Below are 14,004 nucleotides of genomic sequence, written 5' to 3'. Positions count from 1 at the left end.
CCGTGTCACTGCCCTCGCAGGTCTTCGAAGAAGGCCTGTCGGCCATCTACCTGGCTTGACGCGCGTGGCAGCTTGGCCAGCGATGCATCGGCTGGCTCAACATGCCAGTAGCAGTGCCTGAGCGCGCGCGTCACCGCGACGTAGGCCAGGCGCTGCACTTCTTCTTTCTGAGCCGTATCGAACGGTTGGGCGTCGCCAGGCCGGCCCAGGTTCGCTTGGCGATAGACCTGGTTCTTGTAGGGTGAGCAGGTCAGGTACTGACAATCGCCCAGCATGAACACGGCATCCGCCTGCAGGCCTTTAGCGCTGTGGTAAGTCAGCTGGCGCAGGCGCCGCTGCTCGGCTGGCAGGCTCGCCTCCACCTGCAGCACCGCCTGGAGGTGCTCGTTCATCAGTGCCTTGTCACCGCCCTTGCGGTACAGCAGCATCACCGACTCGCCACGTTGGTAGTGTTCGACAAGCGTTGCCGCCAATGCAGCTTCATCGCGGTCGAATACCTTCACCGGCGAGCCCGGCAGCTCGGCGGCCGGCCCACTGGCGCGCGCTTTCTTGCCGGCAATGGCCGGGGTACCCTTGACCAGATGCTCGGCAGCGTCGATGACCTGTTGCTGGCACCGGTAGTTGTCGACCAGCATCACCCGCGTGTTGGCGGGCGACGGAAAGGCCTTGGTGAATTCCATGAAGTACTTCGGCGAACTGCCGCGCCAGCCATAGATCGACTGCCAGTCATCGCCCACACACATGAGCGAGGCATGCTGTGCATTACGCCCGGTATGCATGGCGGGGCCCCGACGACGGATTTCCGCGAGGCTTGCGCGTAACCAGCTGACGATTTGTGGAGAAACATCCTGGAATTCGTCGATCATCAGGTGCGCCAGCGGCCTGAGCAGCGGGTCGGGCAGCAACTGCAGGTTCTCCGGATTGTTCTCGCCGAACAGGGCGAACATACGGTTGTAGCTCATCACCGGCGGCGACTGGTCCAGCAGATGCGCTTCCAGGGCCTTCCAATACAACGCCAGCGCCTCGAAGAACAAGGCATCGCTGTCACCGGATGGGAAGTTCATGGCCGCTACAGCAGCACTCACCTCAAGGCCCAGGTTTTCGATGAAAGAAGCGGCACCCACAAAGGCGTCGAGCAACGGCGCCGGGGCCAGTTCGCCCTTGACCTTGTACTCGAAACCAGGCCCGGCCACGGCATCGCCGCCCAGCGACGCCGCCAGGCGCCGGGCCATGGCGTAGTTGTCGAGCCAGACCAGCGGCTTGTCGCAGAAGGCTTGCAACAGTGTGCGCTTGACCGCCCACTCGGCGCGCACGGCGAGCTTGGCGCCTGGGCGTTGATACTGGGCACTTTCGGCGGGGTCGAAACCGAGTACTACCCAGGCATCGAGGCCTTCCAGCCGGCCGTGGACATGAAAACGGCTGCCACGTACCTCGACTGTCTCGCGGCACGGCGTGATGCCTTTGATCGGCCAGGCACCTGCAGCGAACCAGAGGTCTTCGATCACGTCGCTCAGTTCTTCGTCACGCTGGGCAGCCAGTTGGGTGACCTGCACCCGCTTCTGCACATCCGGATGATCCGGGTCCAGCGGCTTGAGCTGCAGGGCTTCTCGACGCAGAACGGCAATGATCTCGGCGAAACGTGGGCTTTCTGCAAGCTGGTTGCTGTAGCACTGGTTGAGCTGTTGGCGCTGGGCATCGTTCAGGCGCAGGTCGAACGGGTTGCTCTCGGCTTCCGCTTCGCGTCCGGCCGGCATCTCATTGCCCAGGGTCTCGAAGGCGCGCACCTGGCCGAAGCCCGGCAGGCAGCGCACCAGCGGCAGGATGCGCGAGTGGAAGGTGCGGACCAGCTCTCGGGCCTTGGCTGGCTGCAAGTCAAGCTGCCAGAGGGCGAACACCTGCACCAGGCGCTTGATGAAATCCTTGCGTGACTCGCGGGTGAACGTGACCACGGTCATGGCGTCAAGTTCATAGCCCAGGTAGTGGCGCAGCAACAGAATACGCAACACCAGCGAGGTGGATTTGCCCGCCCCTGCCCCAGCGACGACGCAAGTAGACGGCGTATCGCTGAAAATCAGCTTCCACTGCGCCGCGCTCGGCTGGGCGTCGGCGGGCAGCCGTTGGGCGACATCGGCCTTGAAACGCTTCTTCAGCTCGGCGGTCAGCGGCAGGCGCCAATCATCGAACAGGTTGTCGTCCTGGCCGGGCACCGCTGCGGCCTCTGGGCGCGTGTCACGAATCACCAGGACCTGGCGCCCTGCTTCATACCCTTCGACCCGCCCGCGCTCGAAGCCCTCACGCAGGCCATCGGCATGCCCCCTGCGCTGGCCGGTGGCGTGGCCGAGGAACCAGGAGTCGCGGTGCTGCGCATTAAGCTGGCTCAAGCCACGGCCCAGCAAGCGGGCGGCAAGCCGTCGAAACCAGGGCAACTGGGCGGGTGGGGTCAGTTCGGCGGGGGCCTGGGGTTGCTCGTGGGCCACGGTCACTCCGTTGAAAATCTAATCAGCGTGCATGTTCGCCGCAACGGCAAAAAATCGCCAGCGAATGCTTGCAGATCAGAGGATTAGGCGATGAATCGCACAATTCACATCGTCAATTTAAATCGATTTAACCGATCATTATGAGCCGATAATTACGCTTATTCTCGATCTTTCTTTGCAGCATCATGGCGCCATTCCACTGATTCAAGGAGCACGATCATGCTGCAACTGCGACCCTTCGAAGGCCTCGGCCACGCCAACCACGGCTGGCTCGACGCCCACCATCACTTCTCGTTTGCCGAATATTACGACCCAGCGCGGATGCACTGGGGCAACCTGCGGGTGTGGAACGATGACCTGATCGCTGCCGGCAGCGGCTTCCCGCCGCACCCGCACCGCGACATGGAAATCATCACCTATGTGCGTGAAGGCGCCATTACCCACCAGGACAGCCTTGGCAACAAAGGCCGCACCGAGGCCGGTGATGTGCAAGTGATGAGCGCGGGGTCGGGCATTGTGCACAGCGAGTACAACCTGGAAGAGGTCGATACCCGCATTTTCCAGATCTGGATCGTGCCGGAGCGTGTGGGCGATGCGCCTTCGTGGGGTACCCGTCCGTTCCCTAAAGGCGAGCGCGGCGAAGGCTTCGTCACCCTGGCCAGCGGCCGGGTGGGTGATGAAGACAGCTTGCAGATCCGTACCGATGCACGGCTGGTGGCGGCTACCCTGCAGGCCGGTGAAACGGCTGAGTACCGCTTCGACGCCGGGCGCCGGGGTTACCTGGTGCCGGCCAAAGGGCTGGTGGAGGTCAATGGGTTGCGGGCCAAAGGCCGCGACGGGGTGGCGATCGAGGAAGAGGAAGTGCTGCGAGTGACGGCGATCGAAGACAGCGAGATCGTCCTGGTCGATGTGGCGTGAATGAAAGGGGCCGCTGTGCGGCCCCTTCACTAATCAATCAGGCAATCGCGGCATCCACCAGCACCTGAGCTTCCGCAACCAGGCGCTGCAGGTGCGCCTCGTCGATGAAGCTTTCGGCGTAGATCTTGTAGATGTCTTCGGTCCCCGAAGGCCGCGCGGCGAACCAGCCATTGGCGGTCATTACCTTCAGACCACCAATTGCCTGGCCATTGCCCGGTGCGTGGCTGAGAATCTGCTCGATCGGCTCGCCGGCCAGTTCGGTCGACTTGACTTGTTCCGGTGCCAATTTGCTCAGCAATGCCTTCTGCCGCGCATCGGCCTTGGCTTCCACCCGGGTAGCGAATGGCTTGCCCAGCGCAGCGGTAAGGTCGGCATAGGCCTGGCTCGGGTTACGACCGGTGCGTGCGGTCATCTCGGCCGCCAGCAGCGCTGGAATCAGGCCGTCCTTGTCGGTGGCCCAGACCGACCCGTCCTTGCGCAAGAACGAAGCACCGGCACTCTCTTCCCCCCCAAAGCCCAACGAACCGTCGAACAACCCCTGGGCAAAGAACTTGAAGCCTACCGGGACTTCGTACAACTCACGCCCCAGTCGTGCAGTGACGCGGTCGATCAGGCCGCTGGATACCACGGTCTTGCCGACCGCGGCATCGCTGCGCCATTGCGGGCGATGGCGGTACAGGTAGTCGATGGCCACGGCCAGGTAGTTGTTCGGCTGCAGCAGGCCGTCGGCGGTGACGATGCCGTGGCGGTCGTGGTCCGGGTCGCAGGCAAAGGCTACGTCGAAGCGCTCGCGCAGGCCGATCAGGCCTTGCATGGCGTACGGCGAGGATGGGTCCATGCGGATCTGGCCATCCCAGTCGACGGACATGAAGCGGAAGGTCGGATCGACTTCGGTGTTGACCACTTCCAGGTCAAGCTTGTAATGCTCGGCAATCGCCGACCAGTAGCGCACCCCTGCCCCGCCCAACGGGTCGACACCCAGGCGCAGCTTGGCGTTGCGGATGACATCGAAATCGATGACGTTTTCCAGGTCTGCGACGTAGGTGCTTACATAGTCATGGCGATGGGTCGTGGCGGCCTGCAGCGCCTGCGTATGTTCCATGCGCTTGACGCCCGCCAGGCCTGCGGCCAGCAGTTCGTTGGCCTTGGCCTCGATCCACTTGGTCACGTCGCTGTCGGCCGGCCCGCCGTTGGGCGGGTTGTACTTGAAGCCGCCGCTCTGTGGCGGGTTGTGCGACGGGGTGATGACGATGCCGTCGGCCAGGCCTGTGTCGCGGCCACGGTTGCAGCAGAGGATGGCATGGGACACCGCAGGTGTCGGGGTGTACTCATCGTCCTTGGACAGCATCACCTGCACGCCATTGGCGGCCAGCACTTGCAGGGCGCTGGCGGCCGCGGGCGTTGACAGCGCGTGGGTGTCGGCACCGATGAACAACGGGCCGTCGATACCCTTCTCTTGGCGATACAAGCAGATGGCCTGAGTGATCGCCAGCACGTGGTCTTCGTTGAAGCTCAGGTCGAACGCGCTGCCCCGGTGGCCCGAGGTGCCGAAAGCCACGCGCTGCGCCGCGACGGACGCGTCGGGGCGGCCGGTGTAGTAAGCGGTGAGCAGCCGGGGGATATCGACCAGCACGCTGGCCGGAGCCGGCTTGCCTGCCAAAGGACTGAGCGTCATGCAGAAACCTCGAGTTCAACGGATGTTGGAGTTGGAACGCGCAGTGTACTGGGAGTTGCAATGCCATGCGAAGTGCCTGCCAAGGATTATTCGCTGGCCGTCTGCCACCAAGTGGGGAACATCTGCTGCACCCGCGGTTCGGCAAAACGCTCATCGATCAACACCAGCACGCCACGGTCCTGATCACCACGGATGACGCGCCCTGCAGCCTGGATTACCTTGCGCACGCCGGGGTACAGGTAGGCGTAGTCGAAACCAGCGCCGAACTGGCGCCCCAGGCGTTGCTTGAACTGCTCATTGACCGGGTTGACCTGGGGTAGCCCGAGGGTGGCGACGAAGGCACCGATCAGGCGGGTTCCGGGCAAATCCACACCCTCGCCGAAGGCGCCGCCGAGCACGGCAAAACCAACGCCCTGCCCATCAGCAGCAAAGCGCGCAAGAAAATCGTTCCGCGCCGTTTCATCCATGCCAGGGGCCTGCGCCCAGGTCGGTAGCGCTGGGTGCCGCTGGCCGAGCAGCGCGTGCACTTGCTGCAGGTATTCGAAACTGCTGAAGAAGGCCAGGTAGTTGCCCGGTTGGCGCTGATACTGCTCGGCGATCAGTGCGACGATTGGCGCCAGAGAAGCCTGGCGCTCGCGATAGCGCGTGGATACCTGGCTGGCGATTCGCACCTCGAGTTGATCGGCGCTGAAGGGCGCTGCCACTTCCAGCCACGCCGTGTCGGCTGGCATGCCAAGCAGGTCGGTGTAGAAACGCCGTGGGCTGAGCGTGGCCGAAAACAACGTTACGCTGCGCGCCGCTTGCATGCGCGGCGCCAGCAGCCGTGCCGGCGTGACGTTGCGCAGGCATAGGGTGGCCAGGCGTCGTTTGCGCGGGCCTTCGCGCAGGCTTACATCGAACAGGAAATGTTCGTCGAACAACTCGGCGACCCGGCTGAACTGCAGCGCCTGAAAAAAGAACTGCAGGACTTGCGTGTCCACTTGGGTTGGCGTTTCGTTGAGGCGCTCCTGGATCAGCCCGATGCACTGTTGCAGCGCACGCACAAACGCTTCCGGTACCTGCTCTGTAGCCTGGTAAGGCGCCTGCTGACCCTTGTACAGGGCATTCCACTGACGGTTCAACCGATCCAGCGCACTGCCCAGCCCTTGCGGCTTGCTGTGGCGCAAAGCCAGCAACTGGCCTTGGTCGAGGCTGGCGCTGTACATGCTTCGCCCGCGCTCCACCAGGTTGTGCGCCTCGTCGACCAACACCGCGACTCGCCACTGGTTGGCCTGGGTCAGGCTGAACAGCAAGGCATGGGCGTCGAAGTAGTAGTTGTAGTCGGCCACCAGCACATCCACCCAGCGTGCCATTTCCTGCCCCAAATAGTAGGGGCAGACCTGGTGCGCCAGGGCGACTTCGCGCAGCCTCGCGCGGTCCAGCATCGGCATCTGTGCCGCCGCCTCACGCGCTGCAGGCAAACGGTCGTAGAAGCCTTGGGCCAAAGGGCAGGACTCACCATGGCAGGCGTCGCCGGGGTGTTCGCAAGCCTTGTCGCGAGCAATCAGCTCAAGGGTGCGCAGCGCTGGCTGCGGAGTGGCCCTGGTGATTTGTTGCAAAGCGTCCAACGCCAGTGCCCGGCCCGGGGTCTTGGCGGTGAGGAAAAACACTTTGTCGAGCTGTTGCGGAACCACAGCCTTGAGCAAAGGGAACAACGTGCCGAGGGTCTTGCCGATCCCGGTACTGGCCTGAGCCATCAGACAGCGCCCGGTGCTCACGGCCTTGTACAGGGTTTCGGCCAGTTGCCGCTGGCCCTGGCGAAACTGTGGGTAGGGAAAGCCCAGGGCCTGCAAACCGTGATTACGCTCGGCGAGGCGCAGCTCCTGGCCCTGGGCCCAGGCCAGAAAGCGCTGGCACTGGGTTTCAAAGAACTCACCTAGTTCATCGGCGCCACAGTGCTCGCTGAGCAGCGTCTGACTGTCGTTGTCGACATTCAGGTAGACCAGCGCCACCTCGATAGTCGGCAACTGCCGCGCCTGGCACATCAGCCAGGCATAGACCTTGGCCTGGGCCCAGTGAAGCTGGCGGTGATTGGCCGGTTGGCGAGCCAGGTCGCCTCGGTAGGTTTTGATCTCTTCCAGGCGATTGGCGATGGGGTCATAACCATCGGCACGGCCACGGACCTGAAGGCCCTGGTAAATCCCTTCGAGGGCGACCTCCGCCTCGTAGCCACCGGCACGCCGGGCCACCACCCGGCGATGGCCTTCGATACCCTCCTGGGCCGTGGGCGACGGCGTGAAGCGCAAGTCGAGATCACCGACCTTGGCGCTGAACTCACACAACGCACGCACCGCCACGCGGTAACTCACGCTGCCGCTCTCCAGCGCACATGGCAGACCGCCACGGGCAGGCCGTGCTCGGCGCAAAATTCCAGCCAGCGCAACTGGTTGTCCTGCAGCCGGTCGCCCGGCCCTTTGACCTCAACCATGCGATAGCGCCCCTGCTCAGGCCAGAACTGGATCAGGTCGGGCATGCCGGCGCGATTGTTGCGAATGTCCTGCAGCAAGCGCAGGAAACAATGCTTGAGGTGCGCGGCGGGCAGGCAGGCCAATGCCTGGGTGAGCAAGCCTTCATCGAGCATTGGCCAGAACACGAAAGGTGATTGCAGGCCTTGCTTGGCCGCATAGCAGTCGAGAATGGCCTGACGGTGGGTACCGTCGTCTAGCCGCCCCAGGCAAGCATTGAAGTGGGCAGCGCGGCGCTGCTGGAAATCACAGTCGTGCAAGTCCTGGGGCGCGGCTTGGAAAGGATTGAAAAACGCGCCAGGGACCGGGGCGAAGATCGCCTCCCAGCACAGCAGGCCGAACAAGCTGTTAAGCAGCGTATTTTCAACGTAATGCACCTGCCCGCCCTCCTGCGCCAGATGCTGTCGAACGGCCTCTTCGACACCCAGCACGGCGTGCTCGTGCGCCAGCTCCAGTTCGATCACCTGCGCGGAAACCGAGCGCCGACGAGGCTGTGGTGGCCCGCCAAGCTTGCGTGCCAGCCGCGGCAACATGCGCTGCAGTGCCTGTACTTCCAGCGCATTTGCGGGGGCTTGCGCCAGTTGCTGGGCCAACTCATGCGCCTGCGGCCAGCGTTCGCTGCGCTCCAGCACACGCACCTGGCGAATGCGCGCTTGCGCATGGCTGCATCGGGCGTAGACCGCAAGGGCCTGATCCCATTCGCTGAGGCGCTCGCACTGCTGGCCGAGGGCGAACAGCAGGCGCGCATGGCGCCGAGCCAGCCACGCGTTGTCACTGTGCCAGCCTGCCAGGGCTGCAAGGATCGAAGCCGGATCGTCGCCTTGTTCCAGACGCTCAGCGCACTGGTGCAACGCAATGGCCAAGTCGACGTCGCCGCGTTGCTGCAAGGCGCGTGAACCGGGGCTGAAAGACACCTGCTCGAAGCGCAGCAGGCCAAGGTCGGCGAGCACGAAGTCTGACCAGTCCTGATACAGATTGCCGAAGAACATCAGACGCATGCGGTCGCACAACGGCTGCAAGCACCATTGCACAATGCTTACCGGAGGCTGGGCAAACCATTCGGACAGAGGCCGGGGGGCCAGTGCCAAGGATTGCAACTGAGCGAGCAGGTCGGCCTTGGATGCACGTGGACTGCTCAGTTGCCCGGCAAAACCACTGGCAAGCTCGTCCTTGCGCAGCAGGGCAAACAGCTGTTCCAGGTTCAACTGCTCAGGTTCGCGGACCCAACCCAAGGCCTGCAGTGGCTGCAAGGCACTGGCGGTATCACCAATTTCGGCATAGTCGAGCCGGTCACTGCGGAACAGTTCACCCTTTCGCATCACCATGCGCACCAACAACGCCTGGGCCGGCGCCTCCAGCGCGGCAAAGGCCTGGAGGAAGTCCAGCTCCTGCGCATCGAGCAGGTCGGCATACCGCTGTTCGACCCACAGCAGCACCTGGCGGAAGTTATGCAGGTAATACAGCGGGTCAGCGACGGAGTGGGCGATCACGAGGTGGGGTCAGGCAGTAGAAAGGGATACTGTTTATACATACAGATCACCGCCACTGGCAAGCGCCACGGGTCAGGTCGGCAAGGTCGCCGACCAAGGGTATTTCAACTCGGTCAAAGCGCCATGATCATTTCATGCCAGGCCATCCCACCGTGATCCGAGGGTGACGGCTGCACATACTGGTAGCCCATCCTGCGATACAGCTCGACATGCTGTTCTTTGCACATCAGGTGAATGGTCTGCTTGTCGAGTGTTTTCATCCGCTGGATGAAGGCATCCATCAGCAGTTTTGCGTAGCCTCTACCCTGAAAGGCCGGGTCGACCACCACCGACATGATGACCACATTGGCGGCAGCGGGATCATGACCCACCAGTTCCTTGAAGGCTTCGTCGGACATCACCACTTCGTGGGCACAACCACTGTTGATGAACCCCACTACCTGGCCGTCGACCTCGAGAATGAGAAAGCCTTCAGGGTATTGCGCGATACGCGTGCGGATCTTCTCGAGGGTTGCGGCCTCATCGCCCTCGTACGCACCGATTTCGATCTGGTAGCAGCGTTCGGCGTCCTGTATGACGGGTTGGCGCAAGTGCGGGGTGCTCATGCCTGGGCTCCTGATAATGAACAATGGCGTCATGGTAAAGGAACCCACCTTCCTTGTCTGACGCAATGCGCCCGTCAAGCCTGACTACCTACCGCCAGTGCCTGCGCCAACAAGCACAAGGCATCTTGCAAGGGTTCCGGATCATCGCCCACCCAACTGAGTGCGAGGCATTGCTGATAACGCCCCTGCAAGCCGAACTGCTCACCAGCCTCCACGCGCAAGGCCGAGCCATGCAGCGCGGCAGCAATCCGCCGCACAGGTAATCGCGTCCCCAATCGCAGCCACACCACCTGGCCGCCTTCTGGTATTGCAAACGTCACTTGCGTCCCCACGTGTAACCGCAGCTGATGACAGAACACTTGCATACGCCCCTGCAGCTCCACGCGCAGGCTGTTGATCTGCGCATCGATCTCACCCGTGTCGAGCATTTGCGCCAACGCCTGCTGACGCAACGGGGCAAGCTGAAAACCGCGCTGGGTGAAGGACTGCAACAAGGCAGCAGGCCTACCCAGCACATAGGCATAAGGCGCCTCGGTACCGACTACCGCCTCCAGCGAGCCCAGCACAAGCAGCCAGCGAGGGTCGACCCAGTCGCGCAGGCGCGAACCTGTCGGCGCGGTAAAGCTGTAATCGCTGTCCAGGTCGTTCTCCAGCAGCCAGACCGGATGCAGCGCCAACAGGCGCGCGATTTGCTCGTGATCCTGCGGCGACATCAGTCGTCCCAGTGGCATGCCAAGGCACGACGGCATGATCACCATGCGCACTGCCCCATGCCCGAGCAGGCGTGCCAGGAGCCCCAGGTCGAGGCTACCAAGGTCGTCCAAGGGCAACTCCTGAACGTGCATGCCAGCACGCTGCAAGGCACGCAGCAGACGCCAGCAGCAAGGAGACGTGATGAGCACCGTGCTGCCGTGCAGAACCAATGCTGCCAGCAACGTTTCCAGTAATGCCTGCACATCAGGCGCCAGATGCACATCCTCCGGCCGCCAGCATTGTCGGGATGACCGGGTATAGCGCTCCGCCAGTGCCTTACGCAAGCCGACGGCCCCTGCGCCTCGCAGGCACAATGAGCGGGCACGCTGCCGAGCCAGACGTCGCTCATGAGCAAGCAGCACACGCTCCATCCGAGGCTGCGCTGGAGCGCCGTGTCCGCCATGGGCTCCGCCGGCCTGGGCGAAGTAGCCGGACTTGGGCACCGACAGCACACGCCCTTCATGCTCCAGCAGCCCATAGGCAGTCTGCACCGTGGCCAGTGATACCCGTAGGCGCCGAGACAGCGCCCTCAACGAAGGCAACCGCAACTGCCCCCCCCGCTGTGCCTCTTCGATCAACGCCTCCAGGTAGCGATAAACCGCTTGATAGGCAAACTCACGCCCCATCAGCGGACGCCTCGCTCGCAGCCCGGTCAGCATTACCCTGGCGCGACAGTAGCGCCAGGTGTACATCACGCCTTGCCAGGTTCGCCAGCATGCGCCAAACGCTGGACTGCACGCGCCCATCATAGATCGTGCGCAACTGTGCAAGCGAAAGGCCACTGGTGTTGGTAAGCCAGTGCTTGACCGCCTCGGGGCACGCCTTTCCCTGTAACGCCCGATGCAGATAAGGTAGCGCCACCAGCATGTCGGCATGGCAGCACTGTAGAAAACGCTCAAGCCCCCGCCCGTGTTCGGCGAACGGGCTGTGTAGCAAGCACATCAGCTGAGTTTTCTCTAGCCCATAAGCCTTGGCAAAGCGGGGTTGCAGCGGAGCCTGCGGCGTGCCCGGACGGGGCAGGCTCACCAGACTCAGCGCACGCTTTCGCACGCTGAGCGTTCTACAACGGGCACGCAGATCCTGCAATTGCGTCAAAGCCAAGGGGTCGAGAAAAGCAGCCAATGCCTTGGCCTCCTGCGCTGACTCCATGCCGCACCCCATCATCCGGTCCAGCTCGCCTTCACTCAGCAGCTGTGGCAGCAGATCATCAATTGGCATGAGACTCAGCGGCGTATCGTATAGGGGCATCTGGTCGAGCTCCGCTGGCACCTCTTGCGGCAAAGCGGCGACATGCTGCAAACGGCCGAGCCACTCGGCCAGGCTTGCCACGCACTGATGCAAGGTGCCTGATCCGACCAGGCCGGCCAGGCGCAATGACCTGCGGGCCCAAACCAGAAGCCGCCGCCGCTGGCATACAGGCATGGCCGTGAGCAATACATCCGCCCTCGGCTGCTCGCCGAGCGCCAGCCGCACACTCTCGGCCACTTCCAGGTGCAGACGGCTGCCTAGCAACGCTTCGGGTCGCGAATCGACGAGGTGGCCGAAAAGCAAAAGGCCATCCCGGGCCAGCGTCCCGCAATCAGCCGCCGCTGTGGGCCGTCGGCTGAAAGGCTTCACAGTCCCTGCTTCGATCATCTGCAACTGCACGCGCGGATCATCCTGCATGAACAAGGTGTTGAAACTCCGCTCATGCTGCTCCAGCAGCGCACTGCTGGCGGCCGGCAGGCAGACGACCAGCACCCTCAGCTGAAACGTTACCGGAGCGCGCAGGGCGATACTCAACTGGGCCGCACGCAACATCGCCAGCAGTCGTGCACTGTCGCGGTCACCACCATGCACCATCAATACCCTGAACGTACCCATATATTCCGGACCGCCGGCGGCCACCAGCAGGCGCTGGATCAGCAACTGCAGGGAAGCCCGTTGCGCTTGGGACATATGGCTCAACAAGCGTTCCAATACCTGCTGATAGATATAGTGCATAGCCTGATCATGAATAATGGTCATGCGCCACCTCGCAACTTCAGTCAATCTTCCGCATTACGTGAACGACGTTAGATACAATGCAGAAGATCAAATTTAGGAAATTTCCTACACGACATTAGGAAATACTGAAGTGCTAAGTTTCTGTCGCCAAGACATTGAGAAAAAACGGCCTTTGCGTGCTCCTAATGACGCCACCTGCCGCACTCTACGACCCTGCCTCTTATTCACCGCACGCTCCTTGCGCCAACCATCATTGCGCCATTATCAAGCGTTACCGGACGAATAAAAGATACAGATTTAGGTAAAAAAACCATTCACATGGTAGATAACACATCTTGCACCGGCAATCACAGGCCTTCGACTAATTGAAACGGACTTAGAAGTGACTGAAAAAGATTTTTCAAACTGTAAAAATGTAGGGCATATATTCTATATGCGTAGGAAAAGTCCGATACGATTTAAAAAAAACCCGGGTATATAACCCGGGTTCTTTCATCCTTAGTGCTTCAGGCCTGTGCCATATCCAGCACCACCCGCCCACCACAAGGGCATTCATCCATATACCGGTGGGCGTCGACCACCTGATCGAATGGATACACCTTGATGATCTGTGGCGTCAGCAATTGATCAGCGGTGAACTGGTTGATATCACGCAGGGCACGCTGCAAGGCGACTTGGTCCTGGCTGATGCCCAACTCCGGTTTGCCGGTAAAGTTGCCGATGCAGTGCACGTAGAACTGGATGTTCTTCTGAAACGCCGCACAGGCCGGGAACGGGGTCTGGTTGCCGCCCTGCAGGCCATAGAGCACCAGGCTGCCACGCGGTGCGAGCACATCGCCCAGCAGCGACATCTGTGGCCCGCCCATGCCATCGAGAACCATGTCCACACCACGGCCGTCGGTGTATTTGCCAACCTGCATGAGCAGGTCCTGCTCCTCAGTGACGATCACCTTGTCGGCCCCCAGCCCCATCAGGTACTCGCGCTGCTCCGGCTCCTTGGTCGCAGCGAACACCTTCAGGCCGAGCGCCTTGCCCAGTTGCACGAATGCAGGCCCGGCACAGTGGCTGGCATCGGTGACCAGCGCTGTCTGCCCGGCTTTGGCCCGAGCCAGGTCGACGTAGGCAAAGTAGGCAATCAACAATGGCGTGTAGTGCACGCTGGCTTCGATCGGGGTAAGGATGTCTGGGTAACCTGTGATGGCCGTGCGGGGTAGGACGATGACATCCCCATAGACCGGATGCTCGTTGGCGCTGGTGGCCGGGAAGCTGGCCACCCGATCCCCCACCGCAATGTCCTCGACGCCTTCGCCCACCGCCGTCACCACACCCGCCATCTCATGGCCGATGCCCGCCGGTAGGCGCGCCTGGGAGGGTGCCAGGTTCTGCCGCCAAAGCACGTCGTACCAGCTCACGCCGATCGCCTCGACGCGGATCTGTACTTCACCGACAGCTGGGGACGGTTCGGCCTGCTCCTCGCAACGGAGCACATCGGCAGCGCCGAACTTATGGAACCGGATCATGCGGGACATCGCATACCTCGCCTTTGTGAATCTCGTATTACCACGGACTTTATCCGGGCTTTTGCCGTTAGACCAT

The 14,004-nt window shown here is 62.3% G+C and carries 9 protein-coding genes; 1 reads left to right on the top strand and 8 read right to left on the bottom strand.

The window, feature by feature from the left end:
* Positions 1–5: 5 nt before the first annotated feature.
* Positions 6–2,477, bottom strand: coding sequence for a UvrD-helicase domain-containing protein (locus ACIQUF_RS02845; protein WP_403128132.1), 2,472 nt, complete (start codon positions 2,475–2,477; stop codon positions 6–8).
* A gap of 219 nt (positions 2,478–2,696) precedes the next feature.
* Here ACIQUF_RS02845 and ACIQUF_RS02840 point away from each other — a divergent pair, with 219 nt between their 5' ends.
* Positions 2,697–3,395 carry a pirin family protein gene (locus tag ACIQUF_RS02840; protein WP_403128129.1) on the top strand — a complete coding sequence of 233 codons (699 nt, stop codon included), beginning with the start codon at positions 2,697–2,699 and terminating at the stop codon, positions 3,393–3,395.
* Between the two features lie 37 nt (positions 3,396–3,432).
* Here the strand turns inward: ACIQUF_RS02840 and pgm are convergent, their stop codons facing one another.
* The 7 genes from pgm to ACIQUF_RS02805 all read right to left on the bottom strand — a co-directional run bounded on the left by pgm (position 3,433) and on the right by ACIQUF_RS02805 (position 13,937).
* The gene (pgm, locus tag ACIQUF_RS02835; RefSeq protein WP_403128126.1) at positions 3,433–5,070 is read right to left on the bottom strand and encodes a phosphoglucomutase (alpha-D-glucose-1,6-bisphosphate-dependent); all 1,638 of its coding nucleotides are present in this window, start codon (positions 5,068–5,070) and stop codon (positions 3,433–3,435) included.
* Positions 5,071–5,156: 86 nt separating this feature from the next.
* On the bottom strand, positions 5,157–7,418 hold the full coding sequence (locus tag ACIQUF_RS02830) for an ATP-dependent DNA helicase (RefSeq protein ID WP_403128123.1): 2,262 nt from the start codon (positions 7,416–7,418) through the stop codon (positions 5,157–5,159).
* Entirely contained in the window at positions 7,415–9,064 is a 1,650-nt protein-coding gene (locus tag ACIQUF_RS02825; RefSeq protein ID WP_403128121.1) for a VRR-NUC domain-containing protein, read from the bottom strand. Before ACIQUF_RS02825 ends, ACIQUF_RS02830 begins: the two co-directional genes overlap by 4 nt.
* Before the next feature lie 113 nt (positions 9,065–9,177).
* Positions 9,178–9,669, bottom strand: a complete 492-nt coding sequence (locus ACIQUF_RS02820) for a GNAT family N-acetyltransferase (protein ID WP_403128116.1) — start codon at positions 9,667–9,669, stop codon at positions 9,178–9,180.
* 74 nt (positions 9,670–9,743) lie between these two features.
* The gene (locus tag ACIQUF_RS02815) at positions 9,744–11,048 is read right to left on the bottom strand and encodes an aminotransferase class I/II-fold pyridoxal phosphate-dependent enzyme (RefSeq protein WP_403128111.1); all 1,305 of its coding nucleotides are present in this window, start codon (positions 11,046–11,048) and stop codon (positions 9,744–9,746) included.
* Positions 11,038–12,429 carry a hypothetical protein gene (locus tag ACIQUF_RS02810; protein WP_403128877.1) on the bottom strand — a complete coding sequence of 464 codons (1,392 nt, stop codon included), beginning with the start codon at positions 12,427–12,429 and terminating at the stop codon, positions 11,038–11,040. Before ACIQUF_RS02810 ends, ACIQUF_RS02815 begins: the two co-directional genes overlap by 11 nt.
* Before the next feature lie 485 nt (positions 12,430–12,914).
* Positions 12,915–13,937, bottom strand: coding sequence for a zinc-dependent alcohol dehydrogenase family protein (locus ACIQUF_RS02805; protein WP_403128108.1), 1,023 nt, complete (start codon positions 13,935–13,937; stop codon positions 12,915–12,917).
* Between the last annotated feature and the right edge of the window lie 67 nt (positions 13,938–14,004).

Source organism: Pseudomonas sp. NPDC090233, assembly GCF_044772285.1.
Classification (GTDB): domain Bacteria; phylum Pseudomonadota; class Gammaproteobacteria; order Pseudomonadales; family Pseudomonadaceae; genus Aquipseudomonas.
Note: the sequence above shows the minus strand (reverse complement) of the source record. Positions and strands in the feature narration are given on the sequence as shown.